Source organism: Neolewinella persica DSM 23188 (assembly GCF_000373105.1).
GTDB classification, from domain to species: Bacteria; Bacteroidota; Bacteroidia; order Chitinophagales; family Saprospiraceae; genus Neolewinella; species Neolewinella persica.
In genome coordinates this window covers 15202-39349 of the sequence record NZ_KB890421.1, presented here as the reverse complement: position 1 = coordinate 39349, position 24148 = coordinate 15202, and the positions used below count along the sequence as shown (strand labels likewise).

The following is a 24148-nucleotide window of genomic DNA, read 5'->3' as shown; positions in this document are numbered from 1 at the left end:
AACCCGAAAGGTAAGACGACTACCTGATAAACCGGCCGGTATAATGTTTACCGGGTACTGAAAAATGAAACATGTAATGACCGGCGGGTAGCTTTGCTACGGGCATTTGCAACGTCCCTCCCGGAGAAAGCCGGTAAGGCTGTCGGCCAAACTCTCTTCCGTCAGAGCCGACGATCCTTACCTCGTAAGTGCCCGTGGTGATATCTGACGGTAGTTGAACCGAAACTTCCGTAGTGACTGGGTTAGGGCTAACTTTTAATCGTTCTACGGCAAGATCAGTTACTGATACCGGCGGATTGATGTATTCAGAAACCGGACGACTAAGACGCAGGGCACTAGGGGAACTTACGTCGGAGTGATAAAGTACGACACGATCGATTGCATGATGTTTGGAACGACCGGCGATTTGCACACGATAATCTCCCACTGTATCGTACCGGACATAGATAAGGTAGGGATCGTTGTCATTTGTCTTGGCGTCCCAGGTCCAGTCGTTCCGTACATTTTGATAAACTTTAAACCAGCCATCGCGGCCAGCGCCCTCGGGGTAGTCTTTGACGGTAGATTTCAGGCACTCCTACTTGAGATATAGCCATCACGAAGTAGTTCGGGAAATTACGTGGCGCTAAGTGCCGGCAAACGCTGTTGAACTCAGGTCAACTGTACCCCAAAACATCACGGTTTGGGGATCTTATACCATCCATTATTTCGAAGACTGCCCCCAACTTCACCACATTACTTACCTTGCCGCCAATACCGAACTACTCTACCCTATGCGCATCACCATCTTCTCCAGAGGGCCCTTCCTCTACAGCACACAACGACTCGTTGCAGCTGGCAAGGAACGCGGACATTTTATCGAAGTCACGGACCATGGCCTGTGCAGCCCCTCACTGCATGGTAGTAAGACAGCCCTTCTTCTAAATGGGCAGCCTTGGGAGCCACCACGGGTGGCCATTCCACGGATTGGCGCGAATATTACCAGTCGGGGAGTAGCTATCATCCGACAACTGGACGTACTGGGCGTACCTCACACCATGAATGCGGAGGGCTTAATGCTGGCGCGGGATAAGATGTCCTCGTTACAGGTATTGGCTAGTCACGGCGTTGCCGTGCCCCGAACTGTCCTTTGTTTCACCCTGGGGGAGGTACGTATGGCCGGCCGGGCCATGGCCAACTACCCTATCGTCGTGAAACTGCTGGAAAGCACCCATGGCGTTGGGGTTGCGCTCGCTAATACCCCCTACCAGCTTGAACGGATTGCGGAGGGCTTCCTTCGGATTCAGGATCGGGTCATCTTACAAGAATTTGTGGAGGAGAGCGACGGACGTGATGTCCGTGCGCTGGTAGTAGGAGGAAAAGTAGTGGCGGCTATGGAGCGTAAAGCAGGGGAAGGCGAGTTTCGGGCCAACATGCACCGGGGCGCAACGGCTCGTGCGGTCACCCTTAGCCCCGAAGACGAAGCACTTGCGCTTCGTGCTGCCGCCATTGTCGGTGTAGAAGTGGCCGGGGTTGATCTGCTGCCTAGTGACCGCGGGCCATTGCTAATGGAGGTTAACGCCAGCCCCGGGCTGGAAGGTATTGAAAAGGCGACCAGAGTAGACATTGCCGGTGCCATTATTGATTATGCCGTAGCTAAAGCACACAAGAAAAAACAGCTGATTTCATGAACGATATCCAACCAATGACCATTGCCAATGGCGAGTTTTATCCCGGCCAAAGTGGTTCTGTTGAAGTAGTCGCTGGCCAACTACCCAGTGGCAACCAGGTCTCCATAAGTGCCAGGGTTTTCCGTGCTTATCAGCCAGGGCCGGTTGTATTGTTCCTTGCCGGAGTGCATGGCGATGAAATAAACGGGGTGGAGATTGTCCGGAGATGCATTGAGCAAAAGATCTTCGAAAAAATAGAAACGGGTACGGTTATTGCCATTCCGTTGCTGAATGTGTACGGATTCAACAACTTCAGTCGGGACGTTCCCGACGGTAAGGACGTCAACCGCAGTTTTCCGGGCACCAGCACGGGTTCACTGGCCAGCCGGATCGCCAATGGTTTAAGCCGGAACATTCTGCCACACGTTGACCTTGCGGTAGATTTCCACACCGGTGGCCGGGGCACCTATAATTTCCCACAAATACGTTACAATACGGAGGATGAAAAAGCAGCCATTGCCGCAAAGGCCTTTGCTCCCCCTCTAATATTTGCCAACCGGGCACCAGCTAAATCGCTGCGCAGAACAACTTACAAAAATCACCAATTACCGGTACTCACCTTCGAAGGCGGTGAAAATCTACGGTATGATGCCCACAGTATCGACGTCGGCGTCGCCGGAATTAAACGCTTACTTTTTGATCAGAAAATGCTGACCCAAAGACCGGAAGAAAATAATAAGCCGGCCATAATTGTGAATCACAGCGCATGGATTCGGGCCGGCAGGGCCGGCCTCTTTCAGTGGACCAAAAAATCCGGATTCTTCGTAAGAAAAGGAGAGCCCATCGGTTTCATTGCCGACCCAAAGTCTCGCAAAGCAAACAAGCGACTACTTTCTCCCCGGGACGGCTTCATCATCGGGCACACCAATAGTGCGGTGGTCAGCCAGGGGGATGCTTTGTTTCATATCGGATGGTAGACTGCGCTTTATTAGTCAGTTGCGGATTAGTTGACAGGCCAGCTTGGAGCTCACGATCATCGTTCATCAACTCCTGCACAGTCGACCATTAATGGTTGACAAAAACCGCCGCTTCCTTACTACACCACCACGTTTCCAGGTGTCTCCTCCCTCACTGCTCCCTGGTCCAGATTTCCTGCACCTGCGGTCCCGCCCTGCTGCTTATAAAACCCGTAGTATTTCTCCTTATCGAGCGTAAGTCCGGGACCGTGAAACAGAATCCGCCACCAGGCCTTTGGGTGGCGATATTTCAGCATATCCCGCACCAGGTCGATGTGTTCATGAAAGACAAGGTAGACCGGATTATAGCTGTTTACCGGCTTCAGAATACCGTAGTGCGGGCGTTCCTCCTCGGCGCAAAAGGTTCCGAACATTCGGTCCCAGATAACGAGCGAAGAACCATAGTTTTTGTCCAGGTACTTCTCTTCAGAACCGTGATGGACGCGATGGTGGCTTGGCGTGATAAAGAAGTACTCGATCGGCGCCCATAACTTGCCGATCAGCTCAGTGTGTACCCAGTATTGGTACAAAACACCAATCTGCATGCAAATAAAAAACACGAAGGGATCGAAGCCAAGCAGCGCTGCAGGAATAAAGAAAATGACCTTGATGTGTTGCGTCCACGAGAGGCGAAAAGTGACGGTCAGGTTGTATTGCTCTGAGCTGTGATGCGTTACGTGGGTAGCCCACCAAAAACGCTGCTCATGCGCAATCCGGTGGGCCCAATAGCGGCAAAAGTCGACGACGATATAGCAGGCTATAAAGCTCCACCAGGCCGTCGGGACGTATAATGGCGTCAGGTTATAGAAGTACAGGATGACGCCGAAAGTGAGGGCTTTAACCATGGCCGTACTAATCAGGTACCCTAAGCCAACACCGGCCCCCGCCAGACCATCTTTCACGTCGTACTTATACTTTTCGGCCAGCGCTGAAGACACACCGCCCCGAGCCTCTTCCAGATGGTGGTGGTATTCCCTCCGCCGCAAATACCACTCCAGTACGGCAAAAAATATCAACAACGGCGCAGCATAGACGATAACCGGAGGAAAATCAAGTGCAAGAATGTCTTCGTAGGAATAATTGGGTTTCATGGGGATGATGGCGACTTTTAAACGCTGAACTATCGGCTAGCTGAGTGTCTGACTCATTGACTAATCAGGCGGGGTCGCAGATGCAAAGTAAAGGTTTAAAGCACAAAGGGAAAAGAACGGAATAATTGGCTTGCTTTTGGCAATTTTCACTTTGCACCTGCGACCCCGCACGAAAAAGTATTCCCCATAAATAAAACGGGCCGGTAATCGAACCATAAAGCTCAATTACCGGCCCGGCAAAGCGTACTTAGCATGGGTTATTTTTCACCCGCGCCTTTAGCCTCTGTCTCATCCTCCATTGCCATCGGCTTCCGTGGCAGCATCTCATCCCGCATGGCGGTATGGAATACGAAAGAAGCAATAACGGTTGCCGCCTGGGCAAGGTCTGCTTCCACCAGGTGGTCCAGGTTATCCATATTGGAATGGTGGGTCCGGGCGAAATAGGCCATCGGCTCCTGAATGAACTGGAAACCGGGAATATTAACGGCGTCGAAAGTAAGGTGGTCAGTACCTCCGGTATTTGCCAGGCTGACGGTGCTCGCATCCAGGTCTTTGAACGGTTGCAACCAGGCGCGGAAAATCGGCGCTACGGCATTATTACCCTGCAAATAAATTCCGCGGACTTTACCCGTGCCATTGTCCAGGTTATAGTATGCGGAAATCTTCTCCTGCTCCGGCTTAAAGCTCTGTGGTGTATAGCTGTCGGGTGGAAAAACGGCGAAGTGTTCCTTTGCGTAGCCACGTGAGCCGAGGAGACCTTGCTCTTCGCCGGTCCAAAGGGCCAGGCGCAGGGTACGGCGAGGCTTAACGCCGCTTTCTTTGATCGTTTCCAAAAGGATCCGGGCTGCTTCCATCATTACGGTGGAACCTGCGCCGTTGTCCGTTGCGCCGGTGGCGGTATGCCAGGAATCAAAGTGGGCACCGAACATAACGACTTCGTCCTTCAGGTCAGTTCCCGGAATCTCGGCAATGATGTTGTGCTCCATACCGTCCGGATTAGAGTAGCTAGCCGCCAGGTCAACACTCAGCTGCATCTTGAGGCCGCGCTGCAGGTTACGGAGGATGCGGTTGTAATGTTCTACAGATACAGTGAACTGGGGTACGACGTTCTGGTCTTTGTCGCGCGCACTTCCATCGGAAGTCCGGGCACCCGAAACGAATACGGTACCCAGGTCACCCTTATAGCTGCGGTCCAGAATGGCTAATGGCTTTTCATTTTCCATCAGTTCCCACAGGGCGGTGCGGAAACCTCTGGCCCCCAGGTTATAATTACGGCGTGGGCGTGGGGTTGGCTCCGGTGCATTAGCCAGATTCAACAGGCTTTCGGCATCGTGACGTTTCGCGTCAGGCTCCCAAAGTTCGTTTACTTCCCGGATGGTATCCAGCAGGATGAATTTTCCCTTAAGCTTACCTCGGTAAGCCTCCAGGTCTTCCATTGTTTCCGCAGCAAGGTAGACAACATCGCCCGTACCTTTTACTGACGGTGACCAAGCCTTGGGATAAGCAATAATTGGCCAGTAACTAGGACTTGTGGCGTGCATCTCGAAGTGGCTCATCTCCCAACCCCGGCCAAATGGGCCCCAGCTTTCGAGGTGAACGTTCTTCATACCCCATTCTTTCAGGGTACTCTGGGCCCAGTCAGTGGCTTTGTCGAGCATCGGTGATCCCGTCAGACGCGGGCCGTAGACGTCGGTCATCCAACCAGCCACATCTATGGCTTGGCTTTTATCCAGACCATGCTTGCGGATAATGGTGTTGATGTCCTCGTTGACTTGCTCCTGAGCGGAGGCGACCGACAAGGTGCCGACCATCAGAAAAAGAAGGAGGAATAAATGGTTTCTCATTATTTGGTTTTTTGGTTTTGATCGAATGGGTTAGTACGGGCAACTTGGTAATGACGGAATAAATCTTCCTTTGCCTATCACAATATAGCAAATTTCACCGGAGGGTTGAGCGTCTGTGACGCGATCGTGTATATAACGAGATACACTAGCTGATGGTGGTTGCGTTCGGACGCCCTCCTGCAACCAACCCTTCCGCTTCGCTTCGGAGTTTAGCCGACGCTAAGGAGACCTTAGCGAGTCGCGCGCGCCAATAACACCTCGTTCCCTGAAGGTGCCCCGTGGGAGTTCGGGCCGAAATGCTTCAATTTGTGTAAAAATACGACGTTAACGGCGCGACTTTTACTCCCCCGGATCGCGCCAAAGGCGCTCAATTCAATCAGTCGGTTAGTCAAACAGTTACTACCTTCCCCCCTCAACGAAATATCCATAAATGCGTCTCCTTCTACTCTGCCTCACGGCCAGCCTTTTTCTGACTGGTTGTCGCCAGGAAATAAAAATTGATTACGTAGCCGAAAAGACCGGATCGTTTTCGAAGGCGGCTATCTCGGGGCCTCACCCGAAAGCGACGGAAGTTGGACTAGAGGTACTCAAAAACGGTGGAAATGCCATAGATGCAGCGGTAGCCATGCAGTTCGCCATGGCAGTCGTTTACCCCCGCGCGGGTAACATCGGTGGCGGCGGCTTTCTGGTATATCGCGATAAAGACGGCAATACCGACGCGCTCGACTACCGTGAGCGGGCACCGGCGGCCGCTAGCCGAGACATGTATCTTGATGAAGAAGGCGATGTAATTCCCGGCCTAAGCACCCGTGGCCACCTTGCCGTTGGCGTACCCGGAACAGTGGCTGGTATTGAAGCGATGCACAAAAAGTATGGTAGCAAACCTTGGGCAGAACTGGTTGCTCCGGCCATTAAGCTTGCTCAAACCGGATACCGGATCAGCCAGGCCGAGGTCAACCGCCTTAAGCGATACCACACTGATTTCAAAGCGTTTAATACTACTACTCCGTTTTCTGACTCAACGATGGTGGAAGGCCAGTTGCTAAAGCAACTTAACCTGGCGGGAACATTAACCCGTATCAAGGAAAAGGGCAAAGCCGGGTTTTACCAGGGAAAGACTGCCGAACTATTCGTGGAAGAAATGAAATCTGGTGGCGGGTTGATCACTAAAAAAGACCTGGCCGATTATGAGGTTTCCTGGCGCACGCCCATTCGAAAAGAATATAAAGAATATTCCATCCTCTCGATGCCGCCCAGCAGCAGTGGTGGCGTGGCGCTGGCGCAGATGGTGGAGATGCTGGAACCTTTCCCACTTTCGGATCTCGGTTTTCAGTCCACTGCAAGCGCCCAACTGACCGTGGAAGTGATGCGCCGGGCCTACGCCGATCGGGCGGAATACCTGGGCGACAGCGATTACTACCACGTACCCATCGACTCCCTGCTCAATGACGACTACCTCGCTGGGCGGATGGCAGACTACCGCCCCGACTCTGCCGGTTCCTCTGACTTTATCGGGGCCGGACTGGCCACCATCCGCGAAAGCTATGAAACAACCCATATCAGCATCATCGACGCTGAAGGCAACGCCGTATCCATTACCACCACCCTGAACGGTAATTTTGGCAGCAAAGTCATGGTTGACGGTGCAGGTTTCTTCCTGAACAACGAAATGGATGACTTCAGTGCGAAGCCTGGCGTACCGAATATGTTCGGCCTGGTGGGCAAAGAAGCCAACGCTATTCATCCAGGTAAACGAATGTTATCGAGTATGACGCCCACGATCGTGGAGAAAGATGGAGAAATATTCATGGTTTTGGGTGCCCCCGGTGGCTCCACCATTATCACGGCCGTCCTGCAAACCTTCCTGAACGTGGTAGAATACGGAATGCCCCTGGCCGATGCCGTCAATGCACCCCGCTTTCATCACCAATGGCTACCAGACGTGATCGTTCACGAAAAAGCTGCGCTGGGTAACGGTGTAAAGGAAGAGCTGATCGAGATGGGCTATACCTTACGGGAAGTAAATTCTATGGCCGTAATAAAAGCGCTCCAGCGCTTACCAGACGGCACTTTAGTGGCCGCAGCAGATGAGCGCAATGCGGATGACGACGTGGCGGGGTATTAGGGGGCAGGTTTCAGGTTTCAGGTTCCAGGACTCAGGGGTCAGGTTTCAGGTTCCAGGGGTCAGGGGTCAGGTTCCAGGTTTCAGGGGTCAGGTTCCAGGTTTCAGGACTCAGGTTTCAGGGAGCATTCCTCAGAGTTCAGCGATCAGGAAGCGGGCTACAAAACCCTTGTCATGAGTTAATTCAGACCGGTTCAACCGTAAGGGCGAAGCGAACATCCTTCTTGCGGTAGCCGAATCAAATATCAAGTATCGCCAATCACACATCACATATCTCACCCGCCAAACCCGCAAATAAATTCATCCTACCGGCAATGAAATTTCTCCCCTTACTTGCTGGCCTGTGGCTGGCCCTTGCGTCTGGCTGCGGTAACCCCGGCCAACTAACCGTCACCGCCAGCCCTACCGGCCAACTTCAACCCTGGGAGGAAGACCCTAATTACTGGACCTGGGATGGTAAAACCCCGGAATTATTGCTCGGCGGCAGCAGCAGTGAAGCGCTGTTCTTAGAAGACAATTTCAGGGGAGAAATTGCCGTATTACAAAAAACCGGGGGGAACTACCTCCGCTGCACCCTTCGTACGCTGGACGATGGGGAAATGACGCCTTTTGTCTGGACCGACAGTACCGCATTTTTCAACTTACTTGAATACAGGGAAGAATACTGGGACCAACTGTCGGATATGATCAGTTATGCGGAAAACCTCGGCGTGGCGGTTGAGATCGTCGTCTGGGACTTTCCTAACGCCACTAAAGCTAATTGGAACATGAATGCCTGGACCCGTCCTGGTTCAGAAATCAACTATGACGGAAACCCTTTAAGTAAGGACTTTCTCCCTGGAGAAAATCCTTTCTTCCAAACAGTTCCCGGAGCGATGCTTTACCTAAACGATTATCGTTTTATTCGTCCATTTCAGGAAGCCTTTGTTGACCAATTGCTGGCCAGGACTGCTCATTTCAACAACGTTATTTACAACTATGTCGTCCCTTCTAACCTCCACATCCCCTGGATGGTCTACTGGGGAAAATATACTGAAGCTAAGGCCGAAGAAATGGGCAAGCGGGTTAACATCAACGTCGGTATTGCCGAGCCACAACGAATGGACATTGCCACCTTCAACCAAACAGTCCTGAGCGGCCAGCCGGTTGTGGCCCACCCCGCTCCACCGAATGGTAATGGGATTAACGGTCTTGCCCTGGCGAGTATCCGGGGAATCAGGGTAGTGGAGCGATTCTTTACTTTCAAGGACCTTAGTCCTGCCCCCGATCTATTCGGTGGTGTCGAAACCCAGGCCTCCGGCGCTACCGACGGTGAAGGAAACTACCTGATCTACATGCCGAGGGCTGGCTCCGTCGAAATTTACCCGGATGTGGAGCAGCACGCATCCGTCCGGGTTACGGTAGTCGGGTATTTGGGTACCCAACGTTCTGAAGTATTGGAGCGACCCTATGGGGATAGTTTTCGCTTGTTTACTGAGGAGGAAAGAGGGGGATGGATGATTTTGAAGGGGGCGGAGTGATTTGCACCTAGTGAGCGGCTAAATAAACCTTGGCGATCTCCTCAATTATTTCTTCGGGCGAAGCGCCCGAAAGATTGGTCAGCAAAACAATCGCCAGTTTATCCTCTGGATAAATAATGAATGCGGCCCGCCCGCCGCCAATGGGGGCTACCCCGGGATGCTCCTCCCGCCTGATGACCGGCCAGCCTAGAGCGTAAGCATTCAGTAGGCCGCCAAACCCATCGTAAGTACCGTTATTCAACGGTACCGGTTCCCACAGTTGAGCAATACTCTCTTTGCTTTTCAGGAGCTTACCTGTTTGCAACGCGATGATCCATTTGGCGAGGTCTTCGGCGGTGCTGAATGCACCTGCGTCGGCACGAAGGCTGGTCGGAAATTTTTCGCTTACTTCCAGTAGCTGTTTGCCTTCTACGTAGTTGCCTACCGCCGCATCAAAGTAATAGTAACAATAGGTTGGGCTTTTGTTAGCAGCTACTTCGAAAGAGTTTCCGAAGGAGGTATATGCCATGCCCGCCACCTTGAATTGGTGCTCCCGGACGAACGCCTCAAAGGATACTTCACCGTACCGCTCAATTATCTTTTGCAGCAAACCATAATTGGTAGCGTTGTAGCTAAAACTTTCACCCGCCTGAAACTGCAGGGGCATTTGTCGTACCAGTATCCAGGCAGAATCCTGCCCCTGGCCACCGACGAGCTCGTCTCGTTCCGGGTCTTCGACGTCAGGCAGGCCGGAGGTGTGACTGAGTAGTTGGATCAGAGTCACGCTTTGCCAGTTAAGGGGCAGATCATCCAGATAATTCCTGATCGGCTTATCAAGATCAAGATCACCTCGTTCAACCAACTGCAGAATGGCTACCGAGGCGAATACCTTAGCAATGGAGTTGATAGAAAAGATGTTGTTATTGTCTGCTTTTACAGCGAAGGGGACATTGGCCTTGCCTAATGCTTTAGACAAAATTTGCTTGTTCTCTTTAATGACAGTTAGTTGAAGGCCAGGGATTTTATGTTCCCGCATTTCGCTTTTCAGGTGATCTAGAACAATCCTATTCCTAGACTGGGCCTGGAAAAGCAGCGGAAACATCAGGAGGGGAAATAAAATAAACGGACACGTGTGTTTCATCTTGAATTGGTCGTTGGAGTGATTTCTAAAGGATACTCAAATAAGCCACGCGTACACTGCTTAAAAAGTTACATTTACGTTGATAAAGTGCAACGGAATGAATTCAAACCAAGTCTCTACTGGCGTTGCCTATCCATCCTTTGATGCTGGCTGGTAATAAGTATCTATTTTGCATTATGATCACCCAAAGTTCATCTGTATGAAGCGCTATGCTTTTCCGCTCTTCCTTCTTTCAGTCCTCTTTACTGCTTGCAATTCAAATGAAAACAAGAATGAAATCACTGTTGTAGCTTCTGATGTCCAAAACTTCTGGAAAGCCTACGACCTGGTAACGTCAACTCCCGATAGTGCTTCACAAGCCGAAATACTTGAAAGGGAGTTCTTCGCGCCTGGCACTCCTGGCCTGGCCGCCATTATGGGTGCCCGCCGTTACACGAAAGAGGAGTACCGACAGAGCATCAACGCCTATCCGAAATTCTGGCGCTCGATGCGGGAGAATATGTTGAAAGCCCCTGATCTGGCAGGTCAGATAAAGGAGGGGGGCGAAAAATTCTTCTCCATATACCCGCAGCAACTACCCGCAGAAGTCTACTTTACCGTAGGTTGTTTTCGGACTAATGGGACCATTGTCGACAGCCTACTACTTATAGGCACTGAACTGGCACTCGCCGGGCCAGGAGTTGACCTGAGTGAGTGGCCTGAACGTATGGATGGCCTCCGACCTTACATGGAAAGTAGCCCGATGGAGAACCTGGTATTCCTCAACACCCATGAATTTGTGCATACTCAACAACCTAGTCGCCAGGGCTACAACCTACTTGGCCAATCCATTTTTGAAGGTGTCCCGGAGTTCATGGCTACGCTGGCGTTGGAACAGGCATCCACCACCCCTGCCATCGCATATGGAAAAGCAAACGAGGCTAAAGTCAAAGCAGCCTTTGCCAGGGATATGGGCGCCGAATACTTCGACAAATGGACCTGGGATGCAGATAACCAATTCGGCATCCGTGATCTTGTGTATTATATCGGTTTCGATATGGTGGAGCAGTACTATAAGGCAGCCCAGGACAAACAGGCGGCGATCAAAAATCTGGTCGAAATGGATTACAACAACCCAGCCACCGTCAATCAATTCGTAGACCAGCTTGGATACTTTGACCGACCAGTAAACGAGTACCTAACTCAATACGAAGCAAGGCGGCCAAGCGTGACGCACCTATCCCAATTTGAGAACAACGCAACAAACGTTGACCCCAACCTGAAGGAGATCACGTTCCATTTTTCAAAACCCCTCAACACCTACTTCAAAAACACTGATTTTGGACCGTTGGGAGAAGACTACGTGCCCAAAATAGAGGGAGCGACCACCGCAGAAGATGGCCTGTCGATAACCTATCAGGTTAATCTGGACCCCGGAAAGAAATACCAGTTCACGCTTGGAAGCGGTTACCGGATGGAGAATGGAATCAGATTGGTTCCTTACACCCTGACTTTTGTGACGCACTAAAGGATAAGCCCTACCTTTCCCGAATGTCCATTAAAAAAGCTGCACCATCGATTTTCGGTCTACTGGCCCTTTACCTCATTCTGGCCCCCTCTCCAATTGATCCAGTGGCGTTAAATTTCCCGAAGCTGGAACTGGCGGATAATGAAAAACTGGGAAAAATAGAAGTGCTCTTCCCCGTGGTTTGCCAGGGTTGCGAAGACATCTCCTTTGACGGTCTGGGGCACCTTTATGCCGGTCACCGGGATGGCACGTTGAAGAAATTCCCGCTTAATGGCGGATCTCGATTGACGGAAGTGCTAAAGTTCAAAGGCAGGCCGCTCGGCCTGGAAGTCATGGGAGATAGTATGGCCTGGGTAGCCGTAGAGCATGAAGGACTTGCGAAAGTAGATTTACGCCAAGGAACCTACGAAATAGTCGTTAACTCCTTCAACGACACCACCTTTATGCTGATTGATTATCTCGATGTGGCGGGTAGTGGAAATGTGTACTTCACCGATGCTTCTGATGCCTATGGGGATGATGATTTGCAGTACGATATCCTGCAAGGGAGGCCCAATGGCGCACTGTACCGTTACCTGCCAGCGACCGGAGAAACAGAACGGCTGGTGGACCATTTACACTTCGCCAACGGTGTCGTCGTCGATGCCAACGAAGCTTACGTACTTGTAGCTGAAACTGGTGCTTTTCGTATTAAGAAACACTGGATGGCCGGGCCGAAGGCCGGAAGTACGGAAATATTCATTGAAGGTCTTCCCGGCTGGCCCGACGGCATCAGCCGGGGAAGTGACGGGCTGGTTTACGTCACGCTCATCAGCCCACGGACTTCCATGCACGACTTCATCCTGCCCCGGCCCTGGACCCGAAGACTGGTCACTAAACTACCCAAGTCTTTCCTGCCGAAACCGGTAAAGGAGAATCGAATTTTGGCGCTGGACGAAACCGGCACAATTGTCCATGACTGGATGAATAAAACGCCGGATTTCTCTAGCATCAGTTCGATTGAACGGGTTGGAGATTACCTCTATTTTGGCACTTTGGACGAGGCGGGTATTGGTCGTATTCAAGTACCGGAATAGGGGGCGCGGACGCAGGTGCAAAACGGGTTGAGGGCTTGTAGCCCGATCCATTCAAGGGAGCGCAGCGATTTTGGATGGTACCACGGTGCCAACCCTACGGAGTTACCTGCTCCAAGAGCCTGCGGCCCAGTTCGCGTTCGGGGTGCAAGGTAGGGGCGGCATTTGTGATCAGCCGGGGACACAGCCTAAGGGTTTTGCTACTTTTCCCATGAAAAGTAGGCCGCCGGCAGGCAGGTATGACGGGATGCCACGTAGACGGAGTATTCTCATCGTTTAGAAGCATTGCGAGACTAAAAAACGTAGGGGAGGATTGCTATCAGACTGGACACCCTGGGGTGCAAGCCCTCAACCATCCCCTGCACCTGCGCCCCCGCCCCCAAAAACTTAATGCCTGAATAACCTTAATGGCTACTGGAATTCCAGTCAATCATCGCGTAAATGCAAACACTAATCGAAGAAAAGAAACAAGTTGCTTGATTAACCATTATATTGGCAACACAAAACATTACAACTCCATGGAATTACCAATTCTGGGCATAGTAGCCTTATTTTTCTTTCTTGTCTTTAACGGTGCCTTCTACACCGTCAAGCAGCAGTCGATGGCCGTACTCGAACGGCTTGGAAGATTCACCAGTATAAAAGGGCCGGGCCTACACTTCAAAGTCCCCTTTATTGATAAGGTGGCGGGTAAAATGAGCCTGAAGGTTCGCCAGCTCGACGTAAATGTTGAAACCAAAACCAAAGACAATGTATTCGTTAAACTTAAAGTTGGCGTACAGTACGTTGTCGATGAAGAAAGCGTTTATGATGCTTTCTACAAACTCGCAAACGCAGACGAGCAGATCAACTCCTACATCTTTGACGTCGTCCGGGCCGAAGTGCCTAAGATGAAGCTGGATGATGTTTTCGAACGCAAAGACGACATCGCCAACGCCATCAAATCCGAATTGCAGGAAGCCATGGATAACTATGGCTACAGAATTGTCCGTGCCCTGGTAACTGACATCGACCCCGATGCAACGGTAAAATCGGCCATGAACCGGATCAACGCCGCCGAACGGGAGAAGCTAGCCGCCGAATACGAAGGCGAAGCCGACCGCATCCGCATCGTAGCCAAGGCCAAGGCCGAAGCTGAATCTAAGCGCCTTCAGGGCCAGGGTATTGCCGATCAGCGTCGTGAGATCGCTAAGGGTCTGGAAGAGTCTGTAGACATCCTCAACTCTGTAGGTATCAACAGCCAGGAAGCTTCCGCGCTGATCGTTGTTACGCAGCACTACGACACACTGCAGAGCATGGGCGAAAACGTCAACTCTAACCTGATCATGCTACCGAACGCACCAACAGCGGGCTCCGACATGCTATCTCAGATGACGGCCAGCTTCATCGCCAGCCAGCAAATGGGAGAAGAGATGAAGGCTTCTACCGATGCCCTCAAGGCAAAGAAGGCCAAAGAGAAAATTGCCTTAAAGCGGTAAGGTCTCTTCAACCTGAATGCGAAAAGCCCGTCGGATGTATTTCCGACGGGCTTTTCTGTTTTTCAATACAGTGTACTTTTGCGCAATGCTTTCTCCTTTCACTATCCTTGTAACCGGCCCCGAATCAAGTGGTAAAACCACCCTGGCCCGTCAATTAGCCTGGACATTGGACGGATGGTTCGTTGCCGAAGCGGCCAGAGACTACCTGGAACAACTTGACGGAGAATACGCTGAAGCGGACCTGCCACTTATCTGGCAACAACAGGCAAAAGCCGAAGACACCGCCCGGGCCTCTTCGGCTTCTTTCGTAGTTTGTGATACCGGTCCCGAAGTTATCCGGATATGGGCGGAGGTAAAGTACGGCCAGTGCCCACCGGAGGTATTACACGCCTGTACAGAACGAGCGTACGACCTCATCCTCCTCTGTACCCCCGACCTTCCCTGGACCCCCGATCCGCTTCGGGAAGCCCCCGACCGCAAACGTCGTGAAGCGCTCTTTACACGATACCAGGAGTTGTTACCCGATGCAGTAGTGATCAGCGGAGCAGGCAGGGTCCAGAAAGCGATCAGGGCTTTATCCTCAATGGATCTCATTAAGCTTTAATCTCACTTAGGAAAAAACTTCGTCTTTACATTGAAGCCATTCGCAAACTATACACGACCTGAAAGATTTGGGATACAACTGACTTGAAATCGCCAGCGCCTGCAGGTGCTCAGCGCCGCGTAGTTTTTCAAACCATTTCGTGGTGGATATATAAACTGAACCGGGAGACGAATACTGTTATTCGTCTCCCGGCAGGATGGGTTCCACTGAAAGAGGACTCCCTCCTTTCAATCCGTCATATCATCTTCTGGCAGCCTAATCGATCCGAATCATTGTGCCCCGGTAAAGGCCGGATGTAGTAGTTCCGGCATTGGTTTCCGCAGAAAAGGCAACGACGATTTCTCCGTCTTCGTCTTTGATCGTCAGCTGACCTTTGGGCACCGGAACGTCCTCATCTGCCGTGTTCCTGGTAAAATCCATGTTCTTACAGTAGTAGCCGGTATCTACCTGCTTGCGGAATTTGCTTAAATAATCGTATTCACTCGTCGCCAGGGTAAACTGCCCGCCTTCGCTGATTGCTCCCTCACTCACGTAGAAGAAAATAAGGTCGCTACGACCGGTGAGCGTGGCCGCATCAGGAGCAATTTCGTTCTCCGAGAGGTACAGCCGATATTGACGTGGGCCAGAAGAAATGTTAGTACGCTGGACCAGGTAAGCATGGTTCAGTTCCACTTCACTTTCACCATATTTCAGGTTATTGGGTCCTTGCAAAAGCGTTTCATCGACTGGCTCAGATTCGGTCAGGTCAATTTCTGGCAGTATACCCTGGAAGGTACCCTTCAACTCTGTACCACCAAATGAAGTGGATAGGAATAAGGAAATAATATACTCTTCTCCCTGGCGACTGATCAATACGGAGCCCTCATTAAAGTACCCCTGCTCATAATTTGTCGTCTGGTTAAAGCGAAGACGCTGATAATAACGGCCTGCCGAAGCGACGCTTTCATCATCAGCAGACCCTTCCAAGACGTACTCGCCGCTGAGATCTCCAGTATCCTCCGTCGCAATCGTGATCGTGATAGCTTCACTTGATCCGGAAAAGGCACCGTCCTCCCGGACGTCACGGTTAGCCAGGACAAGATGATGCTGTCTACGCCCCACTACATCTTCGGATAACGTAAACAGGTAGCCATGGTCGATTTGTAACGAATTTCCATTTACCTGAAAGTTGGTCTCAACGGTGGGAGTTTCGACGATTTCGGGTATTTCGGGGGCGAGCGTAAGCGATGCCTCTGGAAGGCAGGACGAAAGCCCGACAAAAAGAGCTAGTAGGGTTAATAAGGAAAAGGTTTTCACAAAAACTGGGTTTAAAAGGTCAGGAAAACTCCACCTGCTAAATCAAGGCGGATTGTCAGGTAAATTAAGGGTTGAGGATGAAACCTCCAAAAAACTGCAGAACCCAGATGCCTGGCAATGCTTAGAGCGTGTCCAATTTCAGGCTTGAACAAGCCAAAGTTTCCTGATAAGTGTACCCTATCTATGCACCTGCGGCCCCGCCAAAAAAGGTTACGATTTGCGCCTTAGCACCATAACCCATGCGAGCAACAGTATCCAGACCACCACGGCTGCCACCGGTATCACATAGGGCAGAGACCGCAAGGCCCAGTGTCCTACAGACAACATACCTCCCAGGAAGCTGATCAACAAGAAAGGACCAAAATTCGAGAATTTGGAGTCGTCCTTAGCTCTTGAGAAAGGATGGCCTTTGTCCACCAGATTGTACAGAAAAGAAAATAGCAATGTGCCTCCACTCGCCAACGCAATATCTGGCAAAAAGTCAAGACCTTGAAGAGCAAAAACAGAGGTGTACACCAGCACTGCCATTGGAAGGTAGAACATACCGATGACCGCGAGTACCTGACCGTATACGATTCGGAAAGGGTACGCATTTGGTGTCGCATCGAATATCCAGGCAGCCCGATAGTTTTCGCTTATTTTCGTTTGTCCAAGCGGGATAATTACGATCCACATCAGGAAGTATAAGATCATCAGCATAGTACCGGACCCAACGGAAAAGTCTTCTTCCCCCGTAATAACATCCCGGAAAACGGTAATGGCCAGAATAACCGGCAGGTAAACCAGCGTTGGGTACGTCCGCTGTTTAAAGCTCATGTCGCGCATCATCACATTCCAGTGAAAGTTGAAGGAAACGCGTTCCTGATTGGGCCGGGTAAACCATCTTGCCAGACGGTCCCGAACCGGCGATCTGCCCCCAGGTTTACGGGTTGCGGTTATCTCTTCATGAGCATCAACGGAACCTGCATGCTTAAGTGATAGCAGGCGCTCGGAATAGCCAGCACTTTGCTTTAGGTAAAACCAGCTACCGAAGCCTGCCGCCAACAAGGCCAGCGCGGCCTGAGCGTAGGCCATCCAACCTAACGAAGTGGTCGTTACCGCCTTAAAAAGTCCTCCCAGCCACAGACCGGGAAATGAAAAGCCTACGGCGGTATCCACTAAGATAAAGCCTTCAATTGCGTCAAGGTCTCCCAGTAAGCTTGGTAGTTGATAGGCTGTAAAAAAGACAAAAGCAGCAATAATCTGAAAATAACCGACGATTTTCTTTAGCCGGTTGGCCGGTACTTTCCGCAGTAGGACAAGGTAGAAAACCAAGGTGCCAGTCATAATTATTACGATCGCCACCACACTGACCAGAAAATAAGCAATGGCCGACCATGGCCCTTCCGTAACCCCCAGATAAACGAAAGATGGCAAGCCCAGACAAAGACCAAACTTGCTGGCAAAAACGGTGATGTGGAGAATGCGGGAAATACTCAGGGTATAATCGTTGATCGGCCGACTCAACAATACGTAGAGATCCCGCTGATCGAAAAGGTTTTCGCTCATTTCAGTGATCAGCATCAGTCCGATGTAGCACACCCAAATGCAGAAACCAAGTCCTACAGCGCTCGCGGTATCCTCAACTACGCTGAACAGGAATACAAGAAACAAGCCAAAGAGCCCCACGAAGAAATAGGTGAGGTACTCCATCCCTTTCTTTTTCTGCTGTCGTTGGCCACCCATAGCTAAGCCGGAACGGTCGTCCATTTTAAGCTTGGCCGCAAGGATTAGCTTGATGGCTTTAGGGTCGGCACCAAACTTGCGCCAGAATGGGTTAAGGAGGCCCACCAGCCAAAGGAAGAGCTTATTCATCGGCGGTGAAGTCAAAGTCCAAGGCAGCAGTACCACCACCGGTCAGTTCAGAGAATAAGTTTTCGAGGCTACCGCTGTGGGCCTGGGCGTTGATCTCCGCAAAAGTACCGTTTGCGGCAATAGTGCCGTTGTTTAGCAAAATGATCCGATCGCTGATTTTCTCCACAACTTCCATGATGTGGGAGCTGTAGAAAATGGTCTTCCCGCGTTCGGTCAGCTGTTGAAGTAATTCCTTCACCCGGATAACGGAGTTGGCGTCCAGGCCGGCCAGTGGTTCGTCCAAAAAGATCAACTCCGGGTCATGCAACAAGCCGGAGATCAGTAAAACCTTTTGCTTCATACCTTTACTAAAAGTATCGATGCGCTGATCATCGGTATATTTGAGTTGGAGGTAATCTTCCAGGCGGCGGGCCCGCTTTAAGGTTATTTCCCACGGCAAATCCTGCAAGCCACCGACCAACTCGTAAAACTCCGTAGGGGTAAGGACCTCATAGATTTCAGCCGCCTCCGGTATGTAGCCAATACGGCGTTTCACCTCCAGCGGATTGTCTTTTACGTTGTAGCCCAAAACTTCTACGTCTCCTTCAAATTGGCTGTCCAGCCCCGCCAAAATTCTTATGGTGGTGGATTTCCCCGCTCCATTAGGACCGATGTATCCGATGATCTGGCCGGCGGCAACTTCCAAATCGATTCCCTTCAATACGGCGTTATTTCCGTAGGATTTTCTCAGGTTCTTAATGCGTATTATCGACATAGGGTGTAGGGTGATTTATGGCTGCTAATCTAGGAATTCAGATTAACATTTCGGGCTCTGGCAGACGAACAAGGACAAAATCTCGACGAGCAGGCACTCTGCCTACCTGCCAACCATCAGGCTCACCACGTTTCCTCCGAAACCAGTCGCGTTTATCAGGATACGTTCGATGGTCCGGGTAGGAAAGCAATCAGAAGCATAAGGGATAGGAGGACAAGCACGATGCTCAAGAATACCAAGAGCAGCGCTGATCGCCAGTGGCCCACTTGCGCCAAACGTATGTCCCGTTGCCCATTTGAAGGAAGTAATAAACGGCGTTTTTCCAGCATCCGAGCAGAGAGCTTGAATCGCTGTTAATTCGGCCGCATCCCCCCTTTTAGTACCGGGGGCGTGGGCGATGATCAGGTCTGGCCAACAGGCTTGAGCAATGGCGGCGCGCATGGTCTTCTGTAGCCCTTCTCCGGTTGGGCTGATGCCCGTTGGAGAAGTGTGCTTTTCGCGGGCGTGTGCCAGAGCGGTGAGGTGAGGCTTACCGGCGTCCCTTGCCGGATCAGCCAGAGAAAGGGCCAGAAAGGCTGCTCCTTCGCCTATGACCATACCGCTTGCGGGTTGGTCCATTGGCCGGCAGGCGTGTGCGGACACTTCGGGTACCGGCGCGACGATCCTGAGAGCCTCTAATTGCCGGAGGGTAAAGGTCGTCAGTGGCGCTTCTGCCCCACCCACCAGCACGCGTTCGGCCATCCCGGACTGCAGCAAGGCGATGCCGTGGAGGATGGCGTGCATCCCCGAGCTACAGGTTACACTCAGGCTGGAAGCCAGTGCTTCGGTGCTGAAATAGTCGGCAAGGGCAAAGCCGATACTGCCCAACGTAGTTTTTGGGGAGGTACGCACTTCGGAAGCCCCCGTCTCGGAAAAGTGGCTAAAGCCTTCCTCCCAGCTTTGCGTTGGTCCACGGGAACACCCCACCAGAATGGCGAAGTCTTTCCCTTCCCAACCGGCTTGTTTTACGGCCTCATCCGCGGCGTACAAAGCCAGAAGTGCTGAACGATCTGGTTGATTCTTTGCGCTAAAAGCGTTCACTTGCGGGTTCACGGGGAGCGCATCTATGCGGTAAACGGGGTGTCCGGTTTCAGTATTTTGCTCCCAACATGGTTCACCCAAAACGTAGCGCTGCCAGGCTGCGGCAGCTGTGCTGCCAGCGGCGGAAATAGCGCCCTGTCCTTGGATGGTTATGTTCATGGGGGCGCAAAGGTAGGATTCTTACAGATATAGGTTCCTGACCTCCATATCCATTTATCACGATCCAGAACAGTAGGCCCATAACCTAATCCTGTCTTTGCAGCAGCACTTGTTTCAACGTTGTCACCAACCGCTCTACCTCCACCTCCGTATTAAACGCATGCAAGCAAATCCGTAACCGCTCGCTGCCAGCAGCAACGGTAGGGGAACGAATGCCCTTTACCAGTAAGCCTGCCTCCCGGCAGGCCGTCTCCGCAGCCATAACGGCCTGGTTTCCGGGGACGCTGATGACCTGAATCGGTCCTTCAACGCCGGTGAGCAGGCCGCTTAATCCGGCGGCCTCCATTTCAGAATTGAATTGTTGGATACGCTTACCAAGCAAGGCTGACAGGGCTTCATGGTCTGCCTGTAGCCTGGCGTAAGCCCCTGAAATCGCCAGCCATTGCGCCGGGGCCGGGCCAGTCGTATAAATGAAAGGACGACAGGTATTGGCCAGGTATTCCTTCAGAGCTTTATCACCCAACACCGCAGCGCCATGTGCGCCAAAAGCTTTGCCGTAGGTGATTATTGAGGCAAATACACGATCCTGCAAACCAAATCGAGCGACCAATCCTGCACCATACGGACCATCAACTCCTCCGGAGTGAGCTTCGTCGACGATCAGGTGAGCACCATGTATTTCGCAAAGGCCCGCTATCTCAATTAATGGCGCCAGGTCACCGTCCATGCTGAACCTGCCTTCGGTAAGCACAAATAGTTGGCCTTCACCCGAAACTTTGCCCAGATTACTTAATAAACTATTTTCCAGATTGTTATGCGAAAAACGAAAAGCTTTAGCTAAACCTAAGCGAATACCATCCCGACAGCTGGCGTGAATCAATTCGTCATACAATATGACGTCGTTGCGCTTCAACAAGGAAGAAAGCAGGCCGAGGTTGGCGGTGTAGCCGGAGTTGAAGACCAGGGCTGAACTAAAACCGTGGTAATCGGCGATCTTCTGCTCAATCGCATGGTAGTCATCCGCATCACCAGAAATAGACCGCGAACCGGTGGGTCCCGGGCTGGCCATTTCTCCTTGCCCCTTGACCACCTTACTTTGTACCTGCGGCCGCGCCAAGCCTAAATAATCATTTGACCAAAAATCTATCCCTTCCACCGTGCCAGCAAGTTTACGGTAGTTCCCGGTTTCCCGGATTTTGTCTAGTCGATTATTTATAAAATCAGCCATTTTGGATCACTTCGTTCCTATTGCTGGTGGTTGCAACTTGCAACTTGCAACCTGCAACCTGCAACCTGTCTACCTGCAACCTGTCTACCAATCCGTCATCTCAGCAAACAGTTGCCAGAGCTGGTCGATTTCGGGAATTGGTGCTTCGATCTTTACGGGTTCCTTTTTTACGGGGTGCAGGAACTCAAGGGTCCGGCTGTGCAAATTGATGTTTCCGTCCTCGTTACGCAGGCGGGAGCCGTATTTGAGATCGCCTCGAATTGGCGTTTTCAGCTGGTCTGCCAGTTGGACCCGAATTTGGTGCGGACGGCCAGTTTCCGGTTTCACCTCGAGCAAAACGTTGGTCCCTACCCTACCCAACAGGCGGTAATCGAGCTTTGCCAACTTAGCGCCCTGGTATCGGTTTGAGTCAGCCTTAGGTAAGACTTTACTACGGTTTTTGTCCTTATCCTTATAGATGAAACCTTTCAAGGATCCTTCAATCGGGTCGGGCTGATCCGTAACGATGGCCCAATAAGTCTTGCTAACTTTTCGGTCCCGAAAAAGGTCATTCATCCTAGTGAGTGCCTTACTGGTCCGGGCAAAAAGGATGACACCAGACACCGGACGATCGAGGCGATGGATGGCACCGAGATACACATCACCGGGTTTATTATAACGTAGTTTGATGTAGTTTTTCGTCCAATCCATCACCGTAGTATCACCGGTGCTGTCTCCCTGACTAAGGAGGCCAGCTGGCTTGTTGACGGCGATGAGGTGGTTGTCTTCGAAAAGGACCTGTAGGTGCATGGCTTAGTTATTTGGTCTGTTGGCCTTTGGACTATTGGTCCGTTTATCCAACCCGTATTTTACCGCAAAGGTCGGTTATTTTCCGGTAGCTTAAACCAGAAACATGCTGGCATAGTTTTACACTAAACGGGCTCAGGCCCTCCTCAGCTATGCGTCTTACCCTTGGTTACTCCCCCTGCCCCAACGACACCTTTATTTTCGACGCCATGGTCCATGGCCGGATCGATACGGAAGGACTTGAATTTAACGTCCGCTTAGGGGACGTGGAGGAACTCAACCGACTGGCCTTTGCCGGCGAATTGGATGCGACTAAGCTGAGCTACCATGCTTTCGGTCATCTGACCGGGACCTACGCCTTGCTGAATGCCGGCAGCGCGCTGGGGCGCGGTGTGGGGCCTTTGCTGGTGACGGCTGACCGGGCGTTGGCGGAAGGTTATCTGGCGGGGACGCAGGTGCAAGGGGAGGCGGTGAAGGAGCAAGGGGCGGTGGACGCTCAAAGGTCCCTGCGGGACGCTTCGAGGTCCGGGTCGGGGATTAATTCAGTTGCCATTCCAGGAAAGTTCACCACGGCCAATTACCTGCTGGGGCTTGCCTTTCCGGAACTGGCTAATAAGCAGGAAGTACTTTTCTCCGACATCGAAGCCCGGGTGCTTTCTGGCGAGTTCACGGCCGGGCTGCTGATTCATGAAAATCGGTTCACCTACCACGAGCGCGGGCTGCATAAGCTCATGGATCTCGGAGAATTCTGGGAGGGCAACACCGGATTCGCCATCCCCCTTGGTGGCATCGTCATCAAACGATCACTTCCGCCGGAGGTGCAACGAACCTTTGACCGTGTCCTGGCCCGATCAGTGCAGTACGCCTTCGATAACCCCGAAGCTTCGGCCGACTACGTGGCCACGCACGCCCAGGAGATGGACCCGGAAGTACGCCGCAAACACATCGACCTTTACGTCAACGACTACTCACTGGACCTCGGCCCGGAGGGCCGCGCGGCGGTCAACGGTTTTCTGGCCCAGGGGCGGGAGCGGGGGGTGATTCCTGCAGGGATGGAGGATATTTTTGTAGCGTAAGTACATCTTTTCTCTTGCAAATAAGCATCCTACTTCCATGCGCTTATTCTCATTCACCGTTCTGGTTATCACTTTAGTCGGCTGTGAATCCAAGAACAGCTTGACGGGGCACTGGCACTATCACCCTGTGGACAAAGGCCATTCATACGTACAGAACGTAGATTTCATATCGGATACAACATTCACCTACAATGATCAAAGCCCAAGATGGGAAGGACACTTAGGTTCTCTCGACCAAAAGGGCCAGACGATGTATTGGGGCGGAGAGTGTATAATGGGAGACTGGATGTACCGGATCATCTCCAGAAACAAGATTGAAGTTTTTGATCGCCGAGAGAAGGTGCTACTGGGCGTACTTACAAGAAAGCCTTCTTGCTCCCCACCCGATGACCTTTTCCTGGAATCCAGGTTTGCCATAGAATTACCTGTGTTTAAGGATGGGCTTCCCGACATCGGCCCTTTGGCCTTAGTACACGATATAACAGTTGGCCCGCTCAAAGAAGAGTTCTCATCAGTTTACCCTGGTGGCATCCAGGTCGCCTTGGGAGACATCATCGTCAATCCAGAAAACACCTCCCGGTTTTTTCTTTTTGATCTCCAACGTGAAGTCAAAGTCCGTGAAGCTGATCGGCCTAAACTTAGGGTACTTGTTTACCTTGACCAGAACACCCCGCTGGAAGTGCTTGAACCCGTGCTCAAACATTATGCAGGAAGAAAAGAACACCTCTATTTTGCGGGGATAACAAGTAGCGCGACCGGTGCTCAAATGTCATACCGGAAAGAAAATGTTTGTGAGTTGCTTGAGAAATTAATCGGAGATAAACGGTAAGAATTCTCTCGTCTCACCAATATGGAACTAAACAGTAAGCGGCTGGCTGTAAATTTGCCAAA

General features: G+C 51.6%; 20 protein-coding genes. 10 read left to right on the top strand and 10 right to left on the bottom strand.

Features of this window, described 5'->3' with window-relative positions; all coding sequences use genetic code 11:
* Positions 1-19: 19 nt before the first annotated feature.
* Positions 20-412 (bottom strand): T9SS type A sorting domain-containing protein, encoded by a 393-nt coding sequence (locus B036_RS33465; RefSeq protein ID WP_157472067.1) that lies wholly within the window; start codon positions 410-412, stop codon positions 20-22.
* A gap of 217 nt (positions 413-629) precedes the next feature.
* On the opposite strand from B036_RS33465, the gene B036_RS0106885 reads away from it, so the two are divergent.
* Together B036_RS0106885 and B036_RS0106880 are read left to right on the top strand one after the other, a co-directional pair.
* The gene (locus tag B036_RS0106885) at positions 630-1670 is read left to right on the top strand and encodes an ATP-grasp domain-containing protein (protein ID WP_020567962.1); all 1041 of its coding nucleotides are present in this window, start codon (positions 630-632) and stop codon (positions 1668-1670) included.
* Positions 1667-2626, top strand: a complete 960-nt coding sequence (locus B036_RS0106880) for a succinylglutamate desuccinylase/aspartoacylase family protein (RefSeq protein ID WP_245557450.1) — start codon at positions 1667-1669, stop codon at positions 2624-2626. Before B036_RS0106885 ends, B036_RS0106880 begins: the two co-directional genes overlap by 4 nt.
* Before the next feature lie 119 nt (positions 2627-2745).
* Here B036_RS0106880 and B036_RS28380 read toward each other — a convergent pair whose 3' ends face one another.
* Both B036_RS28380 and B036_RS28375 read right to left on the bottom strand, forming a co-directional pair.
* Positions 2746-3756, bottom strand: a complete 1011-nt coding sequence (locus B036_RS28380; RefSeq protein WP_020567960.1) for a sterol desaturase family protein — start codon at positions 3754-3756, stop codon at positions 2746-2748.
* A gap of 257 nt (positions 3757-4013) precedes the next feature.
* Entirely contained in the window at positions 4014-5600 is a 1587-nt protein-coding gene (locus B036_RS28375) for a M28 family peptidase (protein WP_044102035.1), read from the bottom strand.
* Between the two features lie 430 nt (positions 5601-6030).
* Between B036_RS28375 and ggt the strand changes: the two genes are divergently transcribed.
* Positions 6031-7725 carry a gamma-glutamyltransferase gene (gene ggt, locus B036_RS0106865; protein ID WP_020567958.1) on the top strand — a complete coding sequence of 565 codons (1695 nt, stop codon included), beginning with the start codon at positions 6031-6033 and terminating at the stop codon, positions 7723-7725.
* Between the two features lie 311 nt (positions 7726-8036).
* Positions 8037-9242 carry a hypothetical protein gene (locus tag B036_RS0106860; protein WP_020567957.1) on the top strand — a complete coding sequence of 402 codons (1206 nt, stop codon included), beginning with the start codon at positions 8037-8039 and terminating at the stop codon, positions 9240-9242.
* 7 nt (positions 9243-9249) lie between these two features.
* Here B036_RS0106860 and B036_RS0106855 read toward each other — a convergent pair whose 3' ends face one another.
* Complete coding sequence (locus B036_RS0106855) at positions 9250-10323, bottom strand: serine hydrolase domain-containing protein (RefSeq protein WP_020567956.1); 1074 nt, start codon at positions 10321-10323, stop codon at positions 9250-9252.
* A gap of 238 nt (positions 10324-10561) precedes the next feature.
* Between B036_RS0106855 and B036_RS0106850 the strand changes: the two genes are divergently transcribed.
* The 4 genes from B036_RS0106850 to B036_RS0106835 all read left to right on the top strand — a co-directional run bounded on the left by B036_RS0106850 (position 10562) and on the right by B036_RS0106835 (position 15024).
* Entirely contained in the window at positions 10562-11869 is a 1308-nt protein-coding gene (locus B036_RS0106850) for an Ig-like domain-containing protein (protein WP_020567955.1), read from the top strand.
* A 23-nt stretch (positions 11870-11892) separates the two neighbouring features.
* Positions 11893-12945: an SMP-30/gluconolactonase/LRE family protein gene (locus B036_RS0106845; protein ID WP_020567954.1), complete on the top strand. Its 1053-nt coding sequence runs from the start codon at positions 11893-11895 to the stop codon at positions 12943-12945.
* Between the two features lie 515 nt (positions 12946-13460).
* Positions 13461-14420 carry an SPFH domain-containing protein gene (locus B036_RS0106840; RefSeq protein WP_020567953.1) on the top strand — a complete coding sequence of 320 codons (960 nt, stop codon included), beginning with the start codon at positions 13461-13463 and terminating at the stop codon, positions 14418-14420.
* Between the two features lie 85 nt (positions 14421-14505).
* Complete coding sequence (locus B036_RS0106835; protein WP_020567952.1) at positions 14506-15024, top strand: AAA family ATPase; 519 nt, start codon at positions 14506-14508, stop codon at positions 15022-15024.
* Positions 15025-15279: 255 nt separating this feature from the next.
* On the opposite strand, the gene B036_RS0106830 is transcribed toward B036_RS0106835, so the two are convergent.
* From B036_RS0106830 to B036_RS0106805, 6 genes are all read right to left on the bottom strand, one after another.
* Entirely contained in the window at positions 15280-16320 is a 1041-nt protein-coding gene (locus B036_RS0106830) for a hypothetical protein (RefSeq protein WP_020567951.1), read from the bottom strand.
* A gap of 210 nt (positions 16321-16530) precedes the next feature.
* Complete coding sequence (locus B036_RS0106825) at positions 16531-18174, bottom strand: hypothetical protein (RefSeq protein WP_020567950.1); 1644 nt, start codon at positions 18172-18174, stop codon at positions 16531-16533.
* Positions 18167-18928: an ABC transporter ATP-binding protein gene (locus B036_RS0106820; protein WP_020567949.1), complete on the bottom strand. Its 762-nt coding sequence runs from the start codon at positions 18926-18928 to the stop codon at positions 18167-18169. Before B036_RS0106820 ends, B036_RS0106825 begins: the two co-directional genes overlap by 8 nt.
* 102 nt (positions 18929-19030) lie before the next feature.
* Positions 19031-20167, bottom strand: a complete 1137-nt coding sequence (locus tag B036_RS28370) for a beta-ketoacyl synthase N-terminal-like domain-containing protein (protein WP_020567948.1) — start codon at positions 20165-20167, stop codon at positions 19031-19033.
* Between the two features lie 85 nt (positions 20168-20252).
* Positions 20253-21395, bottom strand: coding sequence for an aminotransferase class I/II-fold pyridoxal phosphate-dependent enzyme (locus B036_RS0106810; protein WP_020567947.1), 1143 nt, complete (start codon positions 21393-21395; stop codon positions 20253-20255).
* Positions 21396-21479: 84 nt separating this feature from the next.
* Positions 21480-22184: an RluA family pseudouridine synthase gene (locus tag B036_RS0106805; protein WP_020567946.1), complete on the bottom strand. Its 705-nt coding sequence runs from the start codon at positions 22182-22184 to the stop codon at positions 21480-21482.
* A 149-nt stretch (positions 22185-22333) separates the two neighbouring features.
* On the opposite strand from B036_RS0106805, the gene B036_RS0106800 reads away from it, so the two are divergent.
* Both B036_RS0106800 and B036_RS28365 read left to right on the top strand, forming a co-directional pair.
* Entirely contained in the window at positions 22334-23257 is a 924-nt protein-coding gene (locus B036_RS0106800; RefSeq protein WP_020567945.1) for a menaquinone biosynthesis family protein, read from the top strand.
* Between the two features lie 37 nt (positions 23258-23294).
* Positions 23295-24086, top strand: a complete 792-nt coding sequence (locus tag B036_RS28365; RefSeq protein WP_020567944.1) for a hypothetical protein — start codon at positions 23295-23297, stop codon at positions 24084-24086.
* The last annotated feature ends 62 nt before the right edge of the window (positions 24087-24148 follow it).

What these genes read in the sequence shown, in the direction of transcription:
- ggt (WP_020567958.1), top strand. Translation starts at nt 6,031, where the DNA reads ATGCGTCTCCTTCTACTCTGCCTCACGGCCAGCCTTTTTCTGACTGGT.
- B036_RS28375 (WP_044102035.1), bottom strand. Translation starts at nt 5,600, where the DNA reads ATGAGAAACCATTTATTCCTCCTTCTTTTTCTGATGGTCGGCACCTTG.
- B036_RS28380 (WP_020567960.1), bottom strand. Translation starts at nt 3,756, where the DNA reads ATGAAACCCAATTATTCCTACGAAGACATTCTTGCACTTGATTTTCCT.
- B036_RS0106805 (WP_020567946.1), bottom strand. Translation starts at nt 22,184, where the DNA reads ATGCACCTACAGGTCCTTTTCGAAGACAACCACCTCATCGCCGTCAAC.
- B036_RS0106825 (WP_020567950.1), bottom strand. Translation starts at nt 18,174, where the DNA reads ATGAATAAGCTCTTCCTTTGGCTGGTGGGCCTCCTTAACCCATTCTGG.
- B036_RS0106810 (WP_020567947.1), bottom strand. Translation starts at nt 21,395, where the DNA reads ATGGCTGATTTTATAAATAATCGACTAGACAAAATCCGGGAAACCGGG.
- B036_RS28370 (WP_020567948.1), bottom strand. Translation starts at nt 20,167, where the DNA reads ATGAACATAACCATCCAAGGACAGGGCGCTATTTCCGCCGCTGGCAGC.
- B036_RS0106850 (WP_020567955.1), top strand. Translation starts at nt 10,562, where the DNA reads ATGAAGCGCTATGCTTTTCCGCTCTTCCTTCTTTCAGTCCTCTTTACT.
- B036_RS0106860 (WP_020567957.1), top strand. Translation starts at nt 8,037, where the DNA reads ATGAAATTTCTCCCCTTACTTGCTGGCCTGTGGCTGGCCCTTGCGTCT.
- B036_RS0106880 (WP_245557450.1), top strand. Translation starts at nt 1,667, where the DNA reads ATGAACGATATCCAACCAATGACCATTGCCAATGGCGAGTTTTATCCC.
- B036_RS0106855 (WP_020567956.1), bottom strand. Translation starts at nt 10,323, where the DNA reads ATGTTTCCGCTGCTTTTCCAGGCCCAGTCTAGGAATAGGATTGTTCTA.
- B036_RS0106840 (WP_020567953.1), top strand. Translation starts at nt 13,461, where the DNA reads ATGGAATTACCAATTCTGGGCATAGTAGCCTTATTTTTCTTTCTTGTC.
- B036_RS28365 (WP_020567944.1), top strand. Translation starts at nt 23,295, where the DNA reads ATGCGCTTATTCTCATTCACCGTTCTGGTTATCACTTTAGTCGGCTGT.
- B036_RS0106800 (WP_020567945.1), top strand. Translation starts at nt 22,334, where the DNA reads ATGCGTCTTACCCTTGGTTACTCCCCCTGCCCCAACGACACCTTTATT.
- B036_RS0106820 (WP_020567949.1), bottom strand. Translation starts at nt 18,928, where the DNA reads ATGTCGATAATACGCATTAAGAACCTGAGAAAATCCTACGGAAATAAC.
- B036_RS0106845 (WP_020567954.1), top strand. Translation starts at nt 11,893, where the DNA reads ATGTCCATTAAAAAAGCTGCACCATCGATTTTCGGTCTACTGGCCCTT.
- B036_RS0106835 (WP_020567952.1), top strand. Translation starts at nt 14,506, where the DNA reads ATGCTTTCTCCTTTCACTATCCTTGTAACCGGCCCCGAATCAAGTGGT.